Origin of the sequence: Pusillimonas minor (assembly GCF_014237865.1) — a bacterium.
Lineage (GTDB): Bacteria > Pseudomonadota > Gammaproteobacteria > Burkholderiales > Burkholderiaceae_B > Neopusillimonas > Neopusillimonas minor.
The window spans coordinates 275,100-294,291 of sequence record NZ_JACJUU010000002.1 but is presented as its reverse complement, the minus strand read 5'-3'; the positions used below and the strand labels follow the sequence as shown (position 1 = coordinate 294,291).

The 19,192-nt window shown below is 57.2% G+C and carries 17 protein-coding genes; 11 read left to right on the top strand and 6 right to left on the bottom strand.

The window, feature by feature from the left end:
* Nucleotides 1–26 precede the first annotated feature (26 nt).
* Nucleotides 27–551, top strand: a complete 525-nt coding sequence (locus GTU67_RS04050; RefSeq protein WP_185778881.1) for a peroxiredoxin — start codon at nucleotides 27–29, stop codon at nucleotides 549–551.
* A gap of 25 nt (nucleotides 552–576) precedes the next feature.
* Here the strand turns inward: GTU67_RS04050 and GTU67_RS04045 are convergent, their stop codons facing one another.
* The 5 genes from GTU67_RS04045 to GTU67_RS04025 form a co-directional block, all read right to left on the bottom strand.
* On the bottom strand, nucleotides 577–3,141 hold the full coding sequence (locus tag GTU67_RS04045; protein WP_185778880.1) for a bifunctional diguanylate cyclase/phosphodiesterase: 2,565 nt from the start codon (nucleotides 3,139–3,141) through the stop codon (nucleotides 577–579).
* A 115-nt stretch (nucleotides 3,142–3,256) separates the two neighbouring features.
* A complete protein-coding gene (locus GTU67_RS04040) occupies nucleotides 3,257–3,478 on the bottom strand; it encodes a hypothetical protein (protein ID WP_185778879.1) in 222 nt (73 codons plus the stop codon).
* Nucleotides 3,475–5,115: an FAD-dependent monooxygenase gene (locus GTU67_RS04035; RefSeq protein ID WP_185778878.1), complete on the bottom strand. Its 1,641-nt coding sequence runs from the start codon at nucleotides 5,113–5,115 to the stop codon at nucleotides 3,475–3,477. The genes GTU67_RS04040 and GTU67_RS04035 overlap by 4 nt, the downstream gene beginning before the upstream one ends.
* Nucleotides 5,085–5,963, bottom strand: coding sequence for an alpha/beta fold hydrolase (locus GTU67_RS04030; RefSeq protein ID WP_185778877.1), 879 nt, complete (start codon nucleotides 5,961–5,963; stop codon nucleotides 5,085–5,087). The genes GTU67_RS04035 and GTU67_RS04030 overlap by 31 nt, the downstream gene beginning before the upstream one ends.
* A gap of 121 nt (nucleotides 5,964–6,084) precedes the next feature.
* Nucleotides 6,085–7,002: a LysR family transcriptional regulator gene (locus GTU67_RS04025; protein ID WP_185778876.1), complete on the bottom strand. Its 918-nt coding sequence runs from the start codon at nucleotides 7,000–7,002 to the stop codon at nucleotides 6,085–6,087.
* Nucleotides 7,003–7,180: 178 nt separating this feature from the next.
* On the opposite strand from GTU67_RS04025, the gene gtdA reads away from it, so the two are divergent.
* The 4 genes from gtdA (at nucleotide 7,181) to GTU67_RS04005 (ending at nucleotide 12,068) form a co-directional block, all read left to right on the top strand.
* A complete protein-coding gene (gene gtdA / locus GTU67_RS04020; protein ID WP_185778875.1) occupies nucleotides 7,181–8,227 on the top strand; it encodes a gentisate 1,2-dioxygenase in 1,047 nt (348 codons plus the stop codon).
* A gap of 119 nt (nucleotides 8,228–8,346) precedes the next feature.
* Entirely contained in the window at nucleotides 8,347–9,210 is an 864-nt protein-coding gene (locus GTU67_RS04015; protein ID WP_185778874.1) for an intradiol ring-cleavage dioxygenase, read from the top strand.
* Nucleotides 9,211–9,360: 150 nt separating this feature from the next.
* Nucleotides 9,361–10,251, top strand: a complete 891-nt coding sequence (locus GTU67_RS04010) for a beta-keto acid cleavage family enzyme (RefSeq protein ID WP_185778873.1) — start codon at nucleotides 9,361–9,363, stop codon at nucleotides 10,249–10,251.
* A 17-nt stretch (nucleotides 10,252–10,268) separates the two neighbouring features.
* A complete protein-coding gene (locus tag GTU67_RS04005) occupies nucleotides 10,269–12,068 on the top strand; it encodes an AMP-binding protein (protein ID WP_185778872.1) in 1,800 nt (599 codons plus the stop codon).
* Here the strand turns inward: GTU67_RS04005 and GTU67_RS04000 are convergent.
* Nucleotides 12,065–12,727 carry an ATP-binding cassette domain-containing protein gene (locus GTU67_RS04000; RefSeq protein WP_185778871.1) on the bottom strand — a complete coding sequence of 221 codons (663 nt, stop codon included), beginning with the start codon at nucleotides 12,725–12,727 and terminating at the stop codon, nucleotides 12,065–12,067. The genes GTU67_RS04005 and GTU67_RS04000 overlap by 4 nt on opposite strands.
* A gap of 362 nt (nucleotides 12,728–13,089) precedes the next feature.
* Here GTU67_RS04000 and GTU67_RS03995 point away from each other — a divergent pair, with 362 nt between their 5' ends.
* The 6 genes from GTU67_RS03995 (at nucleotide 13,090) to GTU67_RS03970 (ending at nucleotide 19,150) form a co-directional block, all read left to right on the top strand.
* The gene (locus GTU67_RS03995; protein ID WP_185778870.1) at nucleotides 13,090–14,313 is read left to right on the top strand and encodes a LysR family transcriptional regulator; all 1,224 of its coding nucleotides are present in this window, start codon (nucleotides 13,090–13,092) and stop codon (nucleotides 14,311–14,313) included.
* Nucleotides 14,314–14,450: 137 nt separating this feature from the next.
* A complete protein-coding gene (locus GTU67_RS03990) occupies nucleotides 14,451–15,650 on the top strand; it encodes an ABC transporter substrate-binding protein (protein WP_185778869.1) in 1,200 nt (399 codons plus the stop codon).
* A 169-nt stretch (nucleotides 15,651–15,819) separates the two neighbouring features.
* The gene (locus tag GTU67_RS03985; RefSeq protein WP_185778868.1) at nucleotides 15,820–16,695 is read left to right on the top strand and encodes a branched-chain amino acid ABC transporter permease; all 876 of its coding nucleotides are present in this window, start codon (nucleotides 15,820–15,822) and stop codon (nucleotides 16,693–16,695) included.
* A 13-nt stretch (nucleotides 16,696–16,708) separates the two neighbouring features.
* The gene (locus tag GTU67_RS03980; RefSeq protein WP_185778867.1) at nucleotides 16,709–17,695 is read left to right on the top strand and encodes a branched-chain amino acid ABC transporter permease; all 987 of its coding nucleotides are present in this window, start codon (nucleotides 16,709–16,711) and stop codon (nucleotides 17,693–17,695) included.
* A complete protein-coding gene (locus GTU67_RS03975) occupies nucleotides 17,692–18,444 on the top strand; it encodes an ABC transporter ATP-binding protein (protein ID WP_185778866.1) in 753 nt (250 codons plus the stop codon). The genes GTU67_RS03980 and GTU67_RS03975 overlap by 4 nt, the downstream gene beginning before the upstream one ends.
* The gene (locus GTU67_RS03970) at nucleotides 18,437–19,150 is read left to right on the top strand and encodes an ABC transporter ATP-binding protein (protein ID WP_185778865.1); all 714 of its coding nucleotides are present in this window, start codon (nucleotides 18,437–18,439) and stop codon (nucleotides 19,148–19,150) included. Before GTU67_RS03975 ends, GTU67_RS03970 begins: the two co-directional genes overlap by 8 nt.
* The last annotated feature ends 42 nt before the right edge of the window (nucleotides 19,151–19,192 follow it).

Here is a 19,192-nt window from a genome sequence, read left to right as displayed (position 1 = left end):
TCAACAAGCCTACCTAGGAGCTTGTTATGTATTCATGCATCAAGAAGTCGTTGTTTGTACTGGTTTTTGCGCTTTTTTCAAATACCGCCGCGGCCCTTGAAGTGGGCGACATGGCGCCCGACTTTAGTTTGCCTGGGTCTGACGGCAAAACTTACCAGTTGTCTGACTACCGGGGTAAGCAGGCCGTGGTGCTGGCTTGGTTTCCCAAGGCCTATACCTATGGGTGCACCATCGAGTGCAAGTCTTTGGCAGAGAACGGTGACCAGATTCGCCGGTTCGACGTGACCTACTTTATGGCCAGCGTTGACCCGCTTATCGAGAATGAAGGTTTTGCTAAAGAAACAGGGGCCGACTTCCCCTTGCTTAGCGATGAAAGCAAGCAAGTAGCCCGGTCTTACGAGGTCTTGGGTATGCTGGGCGTAGCCCGTCGCCACACGTTCTATATTGGTAAAGACGGGCGCATTCTGAAAATTGATACCGATGTCCAGCCCGAGACATCGGCCGAAGATATGGTGCGCACGCTGTCGGAGCTGGGTGTAGGCCGCAAATAACGTCAAAGTGCTGGGCGGTTAACCGTCAGGCTTCGGTGCGGTTAGCAATCAGCCATTGGCTCAGGGCCTCGGCGGGTAGCGGCTTGCTGTACAGGTAGCCCTGAATCTCGTCGCACCCCTGGGTGCGCAGGTAATCAAGTTGAGCCTGGGTTTCTACGCCTTCTGCAATGGTGTGGAAACCCAGGCTGTTTGCCATTTGAATGATGGCCGAGACGATAGCGCGGTCGTCGCCGTCGGTGGCAATGTCGCGCACAAAAGACTGGTCTATTTTCAGCTTGTAGATACTGAATTTTTTAAGGTAGCTAAGCGACGAATACCCGGTGCCGAAGTCGTCGATAGACAGTCGTATCCCCCGCTTGTGCAGCGTTTGCATGATGCGTATGGCGTGATCGGGGTTAAGCATGGCGGCGCTTTCGGTTAGCTCCAGTTCGAGGTATTCGGGGGGCAGCTCTGTTTTTGCCAGAATGTCGTCGACCAGGCCGGTAAGGTTAGGGTGGCGAAACTGGATGGCCGACAAATTGACCGACATGATCATGGGAGCGTGGCCTTGGGCCAGCCATTGCTTAAGCTGAGCAGCTGCCGTCTTTAGCACCCAGGCGCCAATGGTGATAATTTGGCCGCTGTTTTCGGCAATGGGCATGAATTCGGCCGGCGAGACCTGGCCAAATTCGGGGTGGTGCCAGCGCAGCAAGGCTTCGACACCAATCACCTTACGGTCGGAAATCCGCACTTGAGGCTGGTACACCAGTTGCAGTTCGTTGTTGTCGATGGCCGAAAGCAGGGCGCTTTCAAGGTTAAGCATGCGCGACGTGCGTTGCTGCATTTCTTTGGCAAAGAAATGAAAATCGTTGCGCCCTTCCAGCTTGACCAGTTGCATGGCCATGTCGGCGCTTTTCATCAGGGTGTCGAAATCGGCGCCGTCTTCGGGGTAAAGGGCAATACCAATTGATGGGGTCAGTGTCAGGTGGTGTGCACCTACCTTGTAGGGGTTGGAGATATTGGCCAGCAATAACCGCGCCAGGCGGGCGGCGTCTTCGGCGTGAGGCAGCGACGCCACAATGGCGAACTCGTCGCCGACAACGCGGGCTACGGTTGCTTCGTCGCCCGCGGTTCTGGTCAGCCGTCGGGCCACATCAACCAGCAGTTGGTCGCCCACATTGTGGCCAAGGGTCTCGTTGATGTTCTTGAAGCGGTCAAGGTCAACGTAAAGCAGCGCGATAAGATTGTGGCTTTGCCGGGCTGCGGTAACCAGCTGGTTGACACGGTCTTTAAGCAGTTGGCGGTTGGGCAGGTCGGTGAGTGTGTCGTAGTAAATCAGCTTTTCGATGCGGGCTTCGGCTTCGAGCCGGGATGTAATGTCGACAATTGACGCCAGTACAAAAGTACGGTTATCGATTGTCAGGGGCGTTAACCCGACTTCAACCCTGAATAGTTCGCCGTCGTGTCGTTTGGCATACAAGAAGCGGTCTTGCCCCATGGGGCGATCGGCGGGTGAAGCCAGGTATGTCTGGATATGTTCGCGATGTTTATGCCGCATGCTGTCGGGGATGAGCGTGTCGAGTTTTGTGCCGACCAACTGGCCTGACTTGAAACGGAACATGGCATCGCTGCGGGTGTTGCTTAGGACAATGGTTTGCGTATCGTCAACCATTAGCATGGCATTGGGCGCGGCTTCAACGGCCCGCCGGAAGCGGACTTCTTCTTGCTTGAGTGTCTGTTGTGCGATTTCAAGATCTTTGTAGGGGCGCTCGATGGCCTCGACAACAAAGGCGCGGTAAATCAGTACATAGGCAATGACTTTGTAAACGTGCCCCAAGACGTTGTAAGCCCCATGCATGGTGCTGTATAGCGTAAAAAAGAGCTCGCTCATGGCCAGAACGCAAACCGCACTGAACAGGGCGACCACGTGAAACGGCTGGGGCGCTTGCATGCGTTGCCACAAGATTGCGGCAGCTAAGACATTAAGCGCGATGATCAGGTATTCGGTGTTGATTTTGAGCGGGGTAAGCCCCACCCCGGCAACAAACCATTGGGGCATGTGGTCGGGGTAATTGATAACCAGCCATTGCCAGCCTATGACGATGACGAGCAGGCCGGTTAGCACGGTGTATTTTTGGCGTGTCGCCAGCGGCCTTTTCCAGGGCCGCAAGGCGATAATCAGCAACCCTGCCGCGGCCAGCAAACGGGCCCCCATCCAGAAGTTCAGGTGTTTGTCGCCCTGGTTGGGTGAAAAGTAGTCGGGCATGCCCACATACGACAGCGTATGGGCGAAATCGAGAACGGCGACGGCCAGAAAGATAACAGCCAAGGCGGTAAAGCTGGCCGAGAAGCCCTTTATACGAGTGCTCCATGCGACGGCAAAAACCATGGCCGCGACGACAACGGAGATGACCTCCATGAGCGCGTGCAGCTCAAGGTAATAGGGGATGCCGTTAAAACCGGGGGTTTCGGGCCAGAGCACCGCAACAAATTGCACCACCACCAGCAGCAACAGCCAGCCCAACGCTTTGCGCATGGGGCCTTGATAGTCGACATGCAGTGTTGTTAGAAAACGCTGGAATACGCCTTGCTGTATGGGGGTGTCGGGCATGAAGGATAGCCAGGTAAGGTGTATTAACGCTGGTATGTAGCGTACCTTGGGTCGGGTGGTAGCGTAATGCCAGTGCACGCACCTGACTTGCCCCTGATATTAGCGCGGTTTTGTTTCACCCGGGCGGCGGGGCCGTGGTCAAGGGTGCGTCGAGGTGCGCTACGGCGCGCGGGATGACGCTTGACAGGATGTCGGGCTCGGGGTGGCTGGCGACCAGCAAAATGACCAGCTTGGCCAGAAACACTTCGCGCTGCGCCGGGGCGATCTGGTCAATTGATGTGGCCAGTTGTTCGAAGTCGCGTTCACTGAACGATGTGCCGTGGTGTGGAGTATTCATGGGGCCTCTTGAAATTGGGCTGTGCTTAAGGCGGCGTGGGCTAGTGCACCGGCCAGCGCGTCGGGGGTAATGTGCCGCCAACGGCCTGCGACGCGCTGGTCTGGGCGCAGCAGGTAGACAGTGCCGGGCTTGGCGTCGAACAGGTCAGCAATTTGACATTGTGTCGGGAGGACCTTGACCCGGGCGTCGGCATCAGTGGCGTGCACGGCGCTTTCAAACGCCAGTATTGCCGGGTCGCTGGCTGTGTCGGAAAACACCAGTACCGTAAAGCAGGGGCCCAACAGGTCGTAAAGCCGATCGCCGTTTTGAGTGGCGATACCGTCGGGTGGAATGGCACCGACATCGGACCGCGATGCAAACGCCGGGTCTTTGGCCGGAGCCGCGTTCAGTGGGCTGTCGGTGTATTCGTAAGGCGGCGAGGCGTAGGGGTCGAACAGGTTGTTGAGGAATTTTTCGGTGATCGACAGCGACAACACAGCGTCGCGCATCAGGGAAATGCCAGGCGACGGGGTGGTAATGAACAGCGTAGTCTTGGTCAGTTCGGCCAGCGTGTCCAGAATGGCGCCGCGCCGTTCGTGGGTGTAGGTGCTTAGCAGTTGTGGGGCCGACACCCCCTTGACGACACGGGCCAGTTTCCACGCCAGGTTGTGGGCGTCGGCATAGCCGTGATTGACACCGCGCCCCCCGAAAATGGGCACCTGGTGGGCGGCGTCGCCGGCAAACAGTACACGCTCTTTGTTATAGGTGGGCAGGCTAAGCGCGTTGGTGCGGTAGATTGATGTCAGGATCAGTTCGTAGTCAATGTTGTCCAGACCCATCATTGCAAAGTGGGCCTTGATCCGGGCATGGACTTTTTCCGGTTGCATTTCTTCGTCGGCATCCTGGCCATCAAGCAACTGGAAATCGAGCCGCCACATATTGAAGGGGGCGCCGTGCATGAGCACGGCCTTGCCGGGCAGATAAGGCGGGTTGAAGTAAAGTCGCCGGCCGGCCGGTATAGGCAACTGGCAAATAATGTCGTTGATGACAAATTGCTGGGTGTAAGACGTTCCTTCGTAATCAAGCCCTAGCTGGCGTCGCGTGGTACCGCGCGGCCCGTCTGCGGCAACCAGGTAGTCGGCCGACAGCGTGTAGTTGCCCGCAGCGGTATTTACGCTTAGCACCACCTGGGTGTCTTCGGGGGTCAGGGCGGCGACTTCGTGACCGTAACGCACCTCGACCAACGGGGTTTTGCCGATCTGATCAAGCAGCAGCTGTTCCATCCAGCATTGCTGCAAGTTGGTTTGGCCATGTTTTTCGTGGGGCGGCGGTGCAATATTCATGTAGTGCACCATGTCCTTGCCGTAGTAGGTCCAGCCTTCGCTCCAGGGCATGGCCATATCCATTACGGCTTTGCCTACGCCAAGGTGGTCGAGTATTTGCAGGCTGCGGCGGGTCATGGCCAAGGCGCGGCTACCCTTTGAAATCGTCGTGCGCCGCTCCAGAACGATGCAGGGTACGTTGTGTTGCGACAACCCCAGCGCAATCGCCAGCCCGACAGGGCCAGCGCCGATAACGACCACCGGGCTATGGGTTTTACCGGCCGCAATAATCTGTTCGGGCGTGGTTAACGGGAATTCTTCCCAATTGAAATACATGCGGTCTCCTGGGGGGTTGGGTCTGGACGGGTATCGTCTTCACGCGGCAGGGCGTCCAGGAAGCGCAACAGCGCTGCGTTGAACGCGTCGGGTTGTTCAAGGTTGCTGATGTGGCCGGCCCCGATAATTTCGGTGTGCAGGGCGTGGGGCAGGCGTTGACGCATTTCGGTGGCCACGTTAGCCGGGTAGACGGTGTCGTGGTCGCTGGTAATCAGGAGAACCGGGCAAGTGATGTCTTCCAGGCGATCGCCGCGATCTTGCAGCGTCGAGGCCCTTAGTGTGCCCAGGTAATTGGGCACACGCAGCCGGTCGACGGCCTGCGCCATGGCATTGATGGCCGATAGCGGCGCCCCCGGGGCCATCATGGCCAGGGCTTGTTGTTTCCCGAAGTCAGCGGGCAAGCCGTTTTGTTCTAATGTGCCCGATCGCGCTTCGACGAAGGCGTCGAGCTGGGTGGGCGTCATGTGGTCGAACCCGGGGCTGGTATTGGCCAGCGTTAAAGAAGCCACCCGGTCGGGTGCCTGCAGCGCCGTGGTGCGGCAGACTCTGCCCCCCATGGACAAACCCACCAGATGCGCGCGCGGGGCATTAAAGTGATCAATAACTGCCAGCAGGTCGGCGCAGAAGTCTACCTTGAACTGAATGGGTAGCGGCGGGTCTTCGCTGTCGCCGTAACCGCGAAGGTCGACGCTGACGGCGGTGTACTTGTGTTGCAGCGCATCGAGCTGATGGGTCCAAGTGCTGCGATCGCCCCCCAGGCCATGCACGAAAATGACAAGTGGCCCCTGGCCGGCAACGGAAATGGCTATTTGGGGCGACGATGGGATGATGTGATGGTGTATGGGCATAGGAAGACGCTTATACATGGCTTCGCGGTCATTCTAAGTGCCCTGCTTTATATGTAAACCATGCAAATCCGTTTTATCTGTTAAACGAATCGTGCATAACAGACGCGAGCATTGGCGCGTCTTAGACGTGGGGAAAGGTTTCGGGCAGGTTGCTCAGGTGTTCAAAAATATGACGTCTTAACCATGAGTTGCCGGCGTCTTGGTGATAGCGTTCGTGCCAGTATTGGCGGATTTCGTAGGGTGCAATTTCGAAGGGCAGATTAAGGGCTTGTACTTTGCCTTGACGCGCCAGCGTGCGACCCAGTCGGCCGGGTACGATAGCCAGCAGGTCTGTGGCGGTAATAATGGCCTCAAGGCCCAGGTAAGAGGGTACGCGTAAGGTCACATTGCGCTCAATCCCTTGTTCGAACAAAGTCTTTTCAAGCCGGGTGTGGCCCGTGCCGGGGGCGTCGAGCGCCAGATGCGCCTCTTCCAGATACTGTGACCGTGTCAGCGAGCCGGCGATGCGCGGGTGGTCGGTGCGCACGATGCACACATAACTTTCGGTAAAAAGCCGTTGTTGATAAAACCCGGTTTGCAAGTCAGTGGCATAGCCAATGGCCAAATCCAGTTTGCCCGACTCCAGCAGGTTGGCGGTAAGTTCGTCCAGGTCCAGCGCATCGATTTTGATTGCGGGGGCAATGCCGCGAAGCGTGCCCATAAGCTCGGGCAGCATGACCAGTTGCCCGATATGGCTTAGCCCCAGCCGAAAGCGGCGGGTCGATTCGGCCGGATCGAATGAACGGTAGGGGTTGCCTTGCGTGTTCAGTAGCAAGACGGCCTGGTCGATATGCGGCAGCAGGCTTTCTAAAAACGGGGTGGGCATCATGCCGCCCGACGTCCGGACAAACAGCGGGTCGCCAAAGTGGCGGCGCAAGTGGCCCAGGCGTATGCTGATGGCGGGCTGGCTAAGGCCGACCTGGTTGACGGCCGCGCTAATGCTGCGTGCCGTAAAAATTTCTTTAAGCAGCAGCAGGTCGTGCAGGTCGAGTCGCGTCATGATTAATCTATTCGTTATTCGAATAAGTGGTGCCTAAAGCGATAGTTTGGTCAATATTATTTAAAATGACAATAGTACTTATTATGGCTGAAATATTGCATCTGCAATGGGGTTGCCGCACACTGGTTTCATCGCGTCGTCGCTTCCGATGCCGCAACGAACGAAACCGGAGACTTCAATGACTGCAGAAGCTACTTCCCGCGTCTCTAGCGAGCGCGAGCACTATTACAAGCAAATCGACCGCGAAAGCATGACCCCGCTGTGGGAAGTGCTGCACAGCGTGGTGACGCCCGAGCCGATCACACCCTGTGTGCCGCATTTGTGGAAATGGGATGTGTGCCGCCCCTGGCTGGAAAAGGCCGGCGAACTGATTACTGCCAAAGAGGCCGAACGTCGTGTGCTGGTGCTTGAAAACCCCGGTTTGCGTGGTCAAATTCGCATCACGCATAGCCTTTATGCCGGTTTGCAACTGATTTTGCCGGGCGAAGTCGCACCGGCCCACCGCCACTCGCAGTCGGCCCTGCGTTTTATTTTGAATGGCAGCGGCGCCTATACGGCCGTTGACGGCGAGAAAGTCACCATGAACGTGGGCGACTTTGTGATTACGCCCTCATGGTCGTTCCACGATCACGGGAATCCGTCGTCTGAGCCTATGGTTTGGCTTGACGGTCTTGATGTGCCTATTGTTGAACTGTTCGATGCGCAGTTCATGGAGCGTGGTGCAGAAGACAGCCAGCATACGGGTACTGACGGTACGATTAATCTGGCTGAGTTTGGCAACACCATGAAGCCGGTTGAGTACAAACCGCGCTCGAAAACCTCGCCGTTGTTCTGGTACCCCTACGACCGCACGCGTGAAGCCCTTGAAACCATGAAGCGTCAGAGCCCCATGCACGACTGCTGGGCGTTCAAGCTGCAATACACCAACCCGGTCACCGGCGATTGGGCCATGCCCACCATTGGTACCTTTATGCAACTGATGCCCGCAGGCTTCAAGGGCAAGGCGTATCGCTCAACCGATTCAACCGTGTATGCGGTCGTTGAAGGCACCGGCCGCTGCGTTGTGGGCGATCAAACCCTTACCTTCGGCCCGAAAGACGTTTTCGTTGTGCCATCGTGGATGCCCTACCACTTTGAAATTGATGGCGACGATGCGGTCGTTTTCAGTTTCTCCGATCGCCCCGTCCAGCAGGCGCTTGATTTGTGGCGTGAAAAAATCGGTTGAATCGGTTTAAGATGGTTTAAGCATAAGCACGGCGTCATACCAACCTCGGTCAGTATGACGCCGTGCCGCATAATAAGGTAAGCTAGCCTTACCAAATTACTTCATCGAGGCAGGAGACCATGCGCGATATCGACGAATTCACGATTACGACGGCCGTAAAGCAAATGACGGGCCCCAAGGCAGACCCTCGCCTGCGCGAGATTATGGATAGTCTGGTCAGTCACCTTCACGACTTCGCGCGCGAGGTCAAACTGACCGAGGCTGAGTGGTTTCAGGCGGTGCAGTTCTTGACGCAGGTTGGGCAAATTTGCGACGACAAGCGCCAGGAATTCATCTTGCTGTCTGACACCTTGGGGTTGTCGACGCTGGTCACGGCACAAAACAACCGCAAGCCCAAGGGGTGTACCGAAGCGACGGTTTTTGGCCCGTTTTATGTCGAGGGCTCACCACTGTATAACCACGGTGACGATATCTCCAACGGCGCCAAAGGCACACCCTGTTTTGTGACGGGTACCGTCAAAGGCCTTGATGGCAAGCCGGTTGCGGGCGCAGAGCTTGCGGTTTGGCAGTCGGACGATGAGGGCTTTTACGATGTGCAGCGGCCCGAGGTGCACGAACACCAGGCCCGTGGCCGCTTGCGTACGCGCGATGACGGCAGTTTCGAATTCCGGTCGATTTTGGCGGTGCCGTATCCTATCCCGCACGACGGCCCGGTTGGAAAAATGCTCGACGCACTCGACCGCCATCCGTGGCGCCCCGCACATTTGCACTTCATGATTACCGCCCCGGGCTATGAACGCCTGATTACGCACATTTTTAACGAAACCAGCGACTACCTCGAGTCGGACGCGGTGTTTGGCGTGCGTTCAACCCTGGTCGTGGACTGGAACCGGCACGAACCGGGTGTTGCCCCCAACGGCACGGCCATGACCGAGCCGTACTACACCGTTTCGTACGACTTTGTCCTCAACCCCGAGGCCTAAGCCCCGTTATGCTGTTTTTGCATAAAAACTATAGTCAGACAGCATTATCCGGATGCCTGCACGGTTTGTAGACTGCATCGATAAAACTGCGTTATTGTCGTTTGCAGATAATTCGGGCCGTGCAGCGGCTTTAAAACAAAAGGAGGATTCATGAGCAATAAACCCAAGATCGTGGTGACGGTCGCCCCCACAGGCGGCATGGCCGGCAAAAAGCAAAACCCGGCGTTGCCTACAACGCCTGAAGAGATCGCTGCCGATGTCTACGATTGTTATAACGCGGGGGCCAGTGTGGTGGCGGTTCATGCCCGTCGTGCAAGCGACCAGGAAGCGACCTGCGACCCAGCGGTTTATACCGAGATCAATCGCCGTATTCGCGACAAGTGCAACATCATCCTGAACAACTCGACCGGTGGCGGCATTAACGGCGACATGATTCACCAGCTTAATAACGGGCTCTGGGAAATCAAGTTCGAGGAGCGCCTGAAAGGCATGGAAGGCGAAGGCGTGGAAATGTGTACGCTCGACGCGCAAACCATCTGCGCTACGTTTGGCGACAAAGAAATTTTGGTCCCCACCACACCCAAGCGGGTTCGCGAACTGGCCGACAAAATGAAGGCGCGCGGCATCAAGCCCGAATGGGAGGTTTTTGCGCTGTCCGACCTGCTGGAAGTTGGCAAAATTCTCAAAGAAGTCGACGAAGAGCCTTACTTTATCAATATGGTGCTGGGCGTAGCGGCGTTCCAGGGCGGCTTGCCCTACACGCCCAAAATCATGCAGTTGCTGGTCGATCACCTGCCCAAAGGTGCTATTTTCAACGTCAGCGCTATTGGCCCGGCGCAGTTGCCGGCTGCCATGCAGTCGCTATTGCTGGGTGGCCATGTGCGGGTTGGCCTTGAGGACAACCTTTACTACGAGCAAGGCAAGCTGGCGACCAACGTGCAATTGGTCGAGCGCATCGTTCGCCTGGTTCGCGAAATGGGTTACGAGCCCGCCACGCCAGACGAGGCCCGCCAGATCATGGGTTTGCCGCGTCGCAAGTAACAGGTTAGCGCCTTCCCATGAGCCCAGATACTTTCTGCGCTGTTGCTGCCGTCCGGCAAGATTTGCCGGACGGCAGTTTTATTTTGCGCAACGCACACCCTTTGCAGCCTTACGGCCGCTGCATTACCGATGCCTTGTTGTATTGGGCCGAACGCACGCCCCACGAAACCTTTCTGGCCCAGCGTATCGGCAATCTTGATACGCCCGAAGCAGGTTGGCAGCGGCAGTCTTACGCACAAACGCTGGCGCGTGCGCGGGCTGTTGGGCAGTATCTGGTTAATGTCGGGTGCGGGCCGCAGGCGCCTCTGGCGGTCGTGGCCGAGAACAGTATTGATACCGCCAATATTTTGCTGGGGGCGCTGTATGCCGGTGTGCCGGTAGCGCCGGTGTCGCCGGCCTACGCCGCCGTCGAAGCGGCATTCGACAAATTGCTGGCATGCTTTTCTGCGCTTAAGCCGGCGGTTATTTATACCGACAATCTGCCGCGGTATGGCGCCGCCCTGGTTAAGGCGTGTGCCCAAAACGTTGCGGTTATTGCTCCCGAGACGCATACGGGTGCGGTAGCACTTGACGAGGTGCTGGCTACGCCGGCAGACAGTGTTGACGTACGCAACGTAAGCATTGCCCCGGACGATGTCGCCAAAATTTTGTTTACCTCGGGTTCAACCGGTGTGCCAAAAGGGGTCATCAATACACAGCGTATGTTGTGCGCCAACCAGCAGCAGTTGGCGCAGATTTTCCCGTTTGTGCAGCAGCGCAAGCCTGTGCTGGTTGACTGGTTGCCCTGGCATCACACCTTTGGCGGCAACGAAGTGTTTTTTCTGGCTTTGAGCCACGGCGGCACGCTGTATATCGATGCCGGCAAACCAGCCGGTGCGCTGTTCGAACGCACCGTCAATAATTTGCGTGAAATCTCGCCAACGATTCACTTCAATGTGCCTTTGGCGTTTCATCAACTGGTTAACCGCATGACGCACGACGACGTGTTGTGCCAAAGTTTCTTCAAGCACCTTGACCTGATTTTCTATGCCGGCGCGGGTATGCCGCAAAAAACCTGGTCCGACCTCGAAGACCTTGCCGTCAAGGTGCGTGGTCACCGCGTGCCTTTGGTTACCGCGTGGGGCGCCACTGAAACCGCACCGCTGGCGACGGGGGTGTTTTTCGATTCCAGGCGTGCCGACAATATTGGTTTGCCGGTGCCGGGTTGCGATATCAAGTTTGCGCGTGTCGATGACCGTTACGAGCTGCGCGTCAAAGGGCCTAATGTGTTTGCAGGCTATCTGGCGCGTCCCGATTTAACACCATCGGTTTTTGACGACGACGGCTATTTCCGTTCGGGCGATGCGGCGCGGCTCGTGGACGACGCCGATCCGGCCCAGGGCATTGTTTTTGAGGGCCGGATTGCCGAAGACTTCAAGTTGCAAAGCGGTACCTGGGTCTCGGTGGGGCGCTTGCGTGGGTTGTTATTGGGCGAATTACTGCCGGTGGTGGCCGATGTTGTTATTGCCGGGTCGGGTCGCACTGATGTCCGTGCCTTGGTTTTTATCGACCTGGCGGCGGCGCGTCGTTTGGTGGGCGATGCCACTCTAAACTACGAAGCGTTGGCTCAGCATGTCGATGTGGCGTCATTTGTGCAGGCGGGGGTGAGTCGTTACAACCAGCGCAACCCAGGCAGCGCCATGTACATTGCCGCTTATGTGCTGGCTACTCAGCCGCCCTTGGCTCAAGCCCGTGAAATCACAGATAAGGGCTCGCTGAACCAGGCTAATGTACTGGCCAATCGCGCTCAGGCCGTTGAGGCGCTATACGCCGATTAGGCGGGCTGGCAGGCCGCTGCACCCACCTCGAAGTACTGGCTGGGGTGCAAATACGGAAATGGGTTGTCATTGTGTGTGACGACAGTCGTTATATGGTGTTCCTGAATCAGATGTTCCAGCGTGGCCGGCAACCAGGCCAGGGTGGCCGCTTCAAGCGGGGCGAAGGGTTCGTCAAGTAGCAGCACGCGCGGACGTACTACCAGTGCCCGGGCAATCGACACACGCTGTTGCTGGTCTTGCGTTAGCCGACTTGCCCGCGTGTGCATTACATTTCCTAATTGCATGCGTTGCAGGGCAATGGCGGTATCCACATGTAGTTCATCACGCGACTTGTGCCTTCCGTGAGCCCGGTCAACCGCCAAAAACACATTTTGGTAGGCCGTCAGCCAAGGCAGCAGGGCGGGCCACTGCGGGACAAGTGCACGTTCGGGGCTCGGGCCAGTCACCTCCTTGCCGTTACAAATCACCCCGCCGCGCCCGGGCGTGATCAGCCCGGCTATCAATAGTAAAAAACCCGACTTCCCTTTATTGGGCGGCCCATGCACCACAAGGGTAGTGCCTTGGGACACGGTGACGTCGACATTCAGCAGCGACAACCCTGCGGCTTCGGCGCTATCGGTACAGACCTGTTCCAGTGAAATGAACTTGGGGTTATGCATAATGACGTGGTGTAAAGCGTGTTGCGGTTGCCTTGGTGGGTGTGGCGACGCAGGTAACGGGCTTAGCGCCGTCTGACCAGTCGAAAGGGTACGCGCAACCATGCCGGGAAAATGGCATACCGGAAGGTTTGCCAAGGGCTCAGGTCAAGCATTTTTGCGGTAAAGCGGTAGTTGTTTTCCATCGGGCACCCCATAATTTCGTGGGCCGCAGGCGCGGTATGTAAAACTATTGAGCAAAAAGCGTGCCATTGTTTAGGGTCAACCCTAGGTATGTGTTGCGCTATTGTGGTGCGATGGCCTTGTGTGCTGCCCCGAAGCGGGGCAGCACGTTAAAATGGCGACTCTTCCCGGAGGTCGATTTCATGCCTATGTCGCTGGCAGAGCATCTGCGTCAGTTTCGCGCTGTACTTGCGGTGTGCAAAACAGGCAGTACGTCACAGGCGGCGACCATTCTCCCGTTGTCGCAGTCGGCCATTGCGCGCGCCATCCGTGAGCTTGAAACCGCCGTGGGCGTACCTATTTTCGACAGAACCGCGCGTGGCATGTTGCCCACGACCGTCGGCCAATTGCTGTCGCACCGTGCCGAACGCGCTTTTTCGCAATTGCGCCAGGGTGAGCACGAGGCCTTGAGTTTGGCCGAACAAAACCCACCCCACGTCCCGGCTGGCCGGTTTGCCGGTACCTGCGGCTACCGCCATTTGCAAACCTATATTGTGTTTTGCGAGGCGCGCAGTGAAACAGCCACCGCCGGCCGCCTGGGGGTTAGCCAGCCGGCCGTCAATCAAACCTTGCGTCAGCTCGAACATATGCTGGGCGTCCGCCTGTTCCATCGCTCTGCGCGGGGCGTTCGGTTGACTGAAAGTGGCGAAGTCGTTTTGCAGCGGGCCAAGCTGGCGCTCGACGAGTTCCGGCAAGCCTCTGAAGACCTGGCTGCGTTTCAGGGACGCATGCGCGGGCGTCTGGTGATCGGCTCGTTGCCGCTGTCGTCGGGGGCGCTGGTGCCGCGTGCCGTCGACCGCGTGTTGGCGCAATACAAAGATTTGAGCGTCAGTATTGTTGATGGCACGTACGACGGCCTGATGTATCAGCTGCGTCATGCTGACATCGATGTGCTGGTGGGGGCGTTACGCCCACAGGCGCCGGGGGCAGATGTTATTCAAACACCGTTGTTCGAAGACACCTTGTCGGTGGTTGTCCGTAAGGACCATCCGCTTGAGGGGCATACCATTGCGGGCCTTGACCAACTGGTAGGTGAGTCCTGGATCGCGCCGTTGCACGGTACACCGGCACGCGATGCCTTCGAGCGCGCCTTTCACGCGGTCGGCGTCCAGCCGCCTTCAACCGTGCTCGAAGTGAACAGCGCCATTGTGCTGCAGGCGTTATTGCAAGACAGCGACCGATTGGCCTTGCTGTCGCGCCGGCAAATGTTTCATGGGATATCTGCCGGCGCGTTTAGTGTCTTGCCTGTTCAGGTCAAAGAAACGACCCGCTATATTGGCCTGACGATGCGCGCTGACGCTGACCCCAATATCACCATGAAATCGTTTATTCATGAGCTTGGACGGCTGGCGGCGTCGTTGGTGTAGTGGGCGGCGTATAACCAGAACGCCTAGGTAGGGTGCCGATTGGCATTGGTGGCGTAAACCGTGTGGTGCGATGATAGTGACCATTCCAAAGTGTTTTGGAAGTCACACAGATCTATAACTATATACGGAGATGCGCCATGTATTCTTTTATTGGTAAGCGTTTTAAAGTGGGCGCCGCGGCCTGTGCAGTGGCCGGCAGCCTGCTCGCAGCACCGGTTCTGGCCGACGAAATCAAGGTTGGCTTGCTCAGTCAGTACTCGGGCACTTATTCGTGGTGGGGTCAAGAATACGACCGTGGTGTTGAAATGTTCATGGCCGAAACCGGCGGTAAAGTCGGCGACCACACCGTTACCGTGGTCAAGCGCGACGAAGGCGGCGCAAACCCGCAGCGCGCTCGTCAACTGGCACAAGAGCTTATCGTTCGCGACAAAGTGCAATACCTGACCGGCGGTGTGTTTACGCCTACTGTCATGGGCACCTCCGACATCGTTGACCAAACAAAAACGCCTTACGTGTTTGTTAACGCTGCAACGTCCAGCATGACCAATAAAACGCCGTACTTTGCGCGTGTGGGCTATACATCCTGGGCATACGCCGTTCCCCTGATGAAGTGGGCCTACGAACAGGGTGCCCGCGAGGCCGTTACGGTTATTGCCGACTACGCGCCGGGTACAGACCTTGCCCAGGCATTTGACACCAGCTTTACCGAGTTGGGCGGCAAAATCACCGAGCTCATCAAAGTACCGTTGGGCACCACCGACTTCTCTACTTACCTGCAGCGTATTTCCGACTCTGGCACCAAGCACGTCTTCATGTTCATGCCTGTAGGCCCTATGTCGGCAGGCTTCATCAAAGCCTTCCAAGACCGTGGTCTCGGTAAAGGCGGCGTACAGTTGTATGCCGGCGCCGAAACACAAGAGTCCGACCTGCCTGCTATCGGTGATTCGGCTCAGGGCATTATTACTTCGTTGCACTATTCGCCTTACCTCGACAACCCGGAAAACAAAGCCTTTGTTGAAAAATACAAAGCTAAATTCGGCCCTGATGCAATCCCCAGCCTGGCTTCTATGGGCGTCTACGACGCCATGCAGGTTATTGCACACATGATCAAAGCCACCGACGGTAAAAAAGACGGTGACGCTGCCATGGCATCCATCAAGGGCTATTCCTGGAAGAGCCCTCGTGGCCCTGTCACCATCGATCCGAACACACGCGAAATTACACAGAACATCTACATTCGCAAAGTTCAGAAAGTTGACGGCGGTTTGCTGGGTAACGTTCCTGTCCACACCTACGAAGCCGTTGCCGAACCCTGGCACGCGCGCAATCCCAAGTAAAGCCAAAACTACGTAGTACACGGCGCGGCTCCAATATCACCGGGGCCGTGCCCATCAACTAAACGGTCGGGTCCAGGCCGTACTCTCATCTGCACATCAGGAAAGCCAGGTCTGCCCCGGTATTTAGGGGGGTGTGCTTCGGTCGCCCTGTGTTTATACGAGTTACCCCATGCCAAATGCGCTATCTACATTTCTTACCCTGACCATCGACGGGGTGTCTTACGGGATGATGCTGTTTCTCATCTCGGTCGGCCTCACGATTACGCTTGGGGTGATGCGGGTTGTTAACCTTACGCACTCCGCGTTCGCCATGATCGGCGGGTTTATTACCTTGTGGCTGATGCGCTCAGCTGACATGAATTTTTTTGTGGCGCTGCCGGTCGGCGTTCTCGCCACCATGGCGCTGAGTCTGATCCTCGAGCGCACCTTGTACCAGTGGGTGTACAAGTGCGATCCGCTTGGACAGTTGCTCATGACTATTGGTATGACCTTCGTTATTACGGCGCTGGTCAAAAACCTTGCCGGCCCGCAAATTCAAAGCATTGCGCTGCCCGACGCCTTGTTGGGGCAGTGGTCGTTGGGCTCGCTCAATATTTCAGTGTATCGCTTGTTTGTGCTGGGTCTAAGTGTGGCGGTGGCTGGTGCGCTTTGGCTGTGCCTTGAATACACCACGTTTGGTGCGCGTTTGCGTGCGGCGGTCGATAACCCTCGCATGGCGCGTTGCGTGGGCATCAACGTGCCCCTGGTGTTCTCGGTAACGTTTGCCATCGGTTGCGGTCTGGCTGCGCTGGGCGGTGCCGTCGGTACGCAAATGCTCCCGCTCGAGCCCTACTACGGCCTGAAATACCTGGTGTTGGTCCTGATCGTGGTTGCTGTTGGCGGCTTGGGCAGCCTGAAGGGGTCGCTGTATTCGGCGCTGTTGCTTGGCCTGATCGATACGATGGGTCGTTATTACATCCCCGCGTTGGGTGGTTTCATTATTTACCTTGCTGTATTGGCTATTTTGTTGGCCCGCCCGCAGGGTCTGGTTGGTCGTGCAGGCTAAGGGGGGGCACATCATGAACAAACAATCTGATGCAAATCTGGTCGTTGGGGCATTTCGTCGGCAACGCTATAACCTGGCCGACGCCGCGTTGGTGGTGGCCGCCGCACTAACACTGTTATTTGGCGAGTATTACCTGGCGCTGGCCGCGTTCGTGGTCATCATGGCCATCTTTGCGCTCTCGCTTGACCTGGCCCAGGGCTATGGCGGGGTCGAGTCCCTGGGGCATGCCGCTTTCTTCGGTGTGGGCGCCTACGCTGCGGGCTTGTATTCGCTGCATTTCTCGCCCGAACCCATCAGCGGGTTGTTGGTTGCCGCCATTGCAGCCGGTGTCGTGGGTTTGTTGTCGGGTTTTGCCGTGCTGCGTACGCAGGGCCTTACCCAGTTGATGCTTACCCTGGCCGTGGCGACCTTGCTGTACGAACTGGCCAACGTTGCCAAAGGCATTACCAATGGCGACGATGGCCTGACGGGTTACGATGTCGCCCCGTTGCTGGGCATGTTCCAGTTCGACATTTACGGCTACACCGGATTTGTATATGCCTTTGTGGTGCTGGTGCTGGTGTATGCGCTGCTTAAAAAGCTGGTGAATTCATCCATTGGCCAAACCGCCCAAGGTATTCGCGAAAACCAGACCCGTATGCGCATGTTGGGCGTGTCGGTCGAAAAGCGCTTGTGGGTGCTGTACACCATTTCTGCGGCGGTCGCTGGTATTGCTGGTGGTTTGTCGGCGCAAATCAATCGCATCGTCGGTCTTGATTCGCTGGCGTTTACGTTGTCGGCCAACGTCGTCGTCATGTTGGCCTTGGGCGGTACCGGTCGCCTTTATGGCGCGTTGTTTGGCGCCATTTTGTTTGTGGTGCTGTCCGACCGCGCCGCCGCTATCGACCCCACCAACTGGCTCGCGGTACTGGGCGTTGTCCTGATTCTTATCGTACGTTATGCCCCCGATGGCCTGGCCGGCTTTGTGGCGCGCATGGTCGCCAAAAGGAGTGAAAAATGACAGCAGCACTTGAGCTTCAAGGGCTGAGCAAGCAGTTCGGTCAACTCAAAGTTACGCAAGACGTCAGTCTTAAGCTTGAAAAAGGCGTGCGCCACGCGCTTATCGGCCCCAACGGCGCCGGCAAAAGTACGCTGGTGCACCAAATTACCGGCTTGCTTCAACCGTCCAAGGGTCGGGTATTGCTTAACGGCACCGACATTACCGGCATGTCACCAGAAAAACGTGTGAAGCTGGGTCTGGCGCGTACGTTCCAAATCAATTCGTTATTCAATCGCCTGACGGTTGCCGAGAACATCGGCTTGGCGTTGTCGGCCCGCGAGGGGCGTGATGGCCGTCTGTTCAGCAGTATCACGCAATCGCCCGAGCTGATGGACGAGGCGGCGGCGCTGCTGCATTCGCTCGGTCTGCTCGAGCTGGCCGGCAGAACCATCTCCGACCTGGCCTATGGTCAGCGCCGGCTCATTGAAATCGCGCTGGCCTTGGCGCTCAAGCCTTCCGTACTGCTGCTCGACGAGCCCGTAGCCGGGGTGCCTTCAACCGAGGGGGCGCGTTTGTTCGATTTGCTCGAGCGTCTGCCGCAAGATGTTGCGGTGCTGGTGATCGAGCACGATATGGATCTGGTCTTCCGTTTCGCCCAGCGCATTACCGTGCTGGTCGAAGGGGCAGTGCTGGTCGAAGGAACTGTTAAAGAAGTGCGTAACGACCCGCGTGTACGCGCCGTATACCTGGGGGAGCGTCATCATGGCTGAACTGTTGAAAATAGATAACCTGTTTGCCGGCTATGGTGAAACTGTTGTCATCGAAGGGCTGTCGCTTTCTCTTGCCGATGGCGAGGCCATTAGTGTGTTGGGTCGCAACGGTGTGGGTAAATCTACCTTGCTTAATACGGTGCTTGGGTTAACCACGCAGCATTCGGGCAGTTTGCATTATTTGGGCAAAGATATTGGCAAAGTGCCCAGCCACGAGCGTGCGGTTGCGGGCCTTGGCCTGGTGCCCCAAGAGCGCGAAATTTTCCCGTCGCTGACCGTGCACGAAAACCTTCGGGTGGCACAGCAGCCTGGCGAATGGGATCTTGACCGCATTTACGAACTCTTCCCGCGTCTGGCCGAGCGTCGTCGCAATATGGGCAATCAGTTGTCGGGTGGCGAACAGCAAATGCTGGCCATTGGCCGGGCGCTTATCGGCAACCCGCGTGTGCTGTTGCTCGACGAGCCTTTCGAGGGTCTGGCACCCATTATTGTCGACGCACTCGTCGATGCCTTCCAGAAGCTGCGTCAGGGGTCGCGCATGGGCATTGTGCTGGTCGAACAGCACGCCGAACTGGCGCTTGAGCTGACCGAGCGCGCGATTGTGCTTGACCGCGGCAAGGCGCGCTGGGAAGGCGAAAGTAAAGTGCTGCTTAACGACCCCGACCAGTTGGCACAGCTGATTGGCCTGGGCGCCGAAGACGAATGATTCTTTATTTATAGCAATATAAGTAAATTGCGCCGGTGTGCG

Coding starts and splice junctions, on each gene's coding strand:
- GTU67_RS03975 (WP_185778866.1), top strand. CDS start 17,692: ATGACAGCAGCACTTGAGCTTCAAGGGCTGAGCAAGCAGTTCGGTCAA.
- GTU67_RS04045 (WP_185778880.1), bottom strand. CDS start 3,141: ATGCCCGACACCCCCATACAGCAAGGCGTATTCCAGCGTTTTCTAACA.
- GTU67_RS03980 (WP_185778867.1), top strand. CDS start 16,709: ATGAACAAACAATCTGATGCAAATCTGGTCGTTGGGGCATTTCGTCGG.
- GTU67_RS04030 (WP_185778877.1), bottom strand. CDS start 5,963: ATGCCCATACACCATCACATCATCCCATCGTCGCCCCAAATAGCCATT.
- GTU67_RS04035 (WP_185778878.1), bottom strand. CDS start 5,115: ATGTATTTCAATTGGGAAGAATTCCCGTTAACCACGCCCGAACAGATT.
- GTU67_RS03990 (WP_185778869.1), top strand. CDS start 14,451: ATGTATTCTTTTATTGGTAAGCGTTTTAAAGTGGGCGCCGCGGCCTGT.
- GTU67_RS04000 (WP_185778871.1), bottom strand. CDS start 12,727: ATGCATAACCCCAAGTTCATTTCACTGGAACAGGTCTGTACCGATAGC.
- GTU67_RS04005 (WP_185778872.1), top strand. CDS start 10,269: ATGAGCCCAGATACTTTCTGCGCTGTTGCTGCCGTCCGGCAAGATTTG.
- GTU67_RS04025 (WP_185778876.1), bottom strand. CDS start 7,002: ATGACGCGACTCGACCTGCACGACCTGCTGCTGCTTAAAGAAATTTTT.
- GTU67_RS04040 (WP_185778879.1), bottom strand. CDS start 3,478: ATGAATACTCCACACCACGGCACATCGTTCAGTGAACGCGACTTCGAA.
- GTU67_RS04015 (WP_185778874.1), top strand. CDS start 8,347: ATGCGCGATATCGACGAATTCACGATTACGACGGCCGTAAAGCAAATG.
- gtdA (WP_185778875.1), top strand. CDS start 7,181: ATGACTGCAGAAGCTACTTCCCGCGTCTCTAGCGAGCGCGAGCACTAT.
- GTU67_RS03995 (WP_185778870.1), top strand. CDS start 13,090: ATGCCTATGTCGCTGGCAGAGCATCTGCGTCAGTTTCGCGCTGTACTT.
- GTU67_RS04050 (WP_185778881.1), top strand. CDS start 27: ATGTATTCATGCATCAAGAAGTCGTTGTTTGTACTGGTTTTTGCGCTT.
- GTU67_RS03970 (WP_185778865.1), top strand. CDS start 18,437: ATGGCTGAACTGTTGAAAATAGATAACCTGTTTGCCGGCTATGGTGAA.
- GTU67_RS03985 (WP_185778868.1), top strand. CDS start 15,820: ATGCCAAATGCGCTATCTACATTTCTTACCCTGACCATCGACGGGGTG.
- GTU67_RS04010 (WP_185778873.1), top strand. CDS start 9,361: ATGAGCAATAAACCCAAGATCGTGGTGACGGTCGCCCCCACAGGCGGC.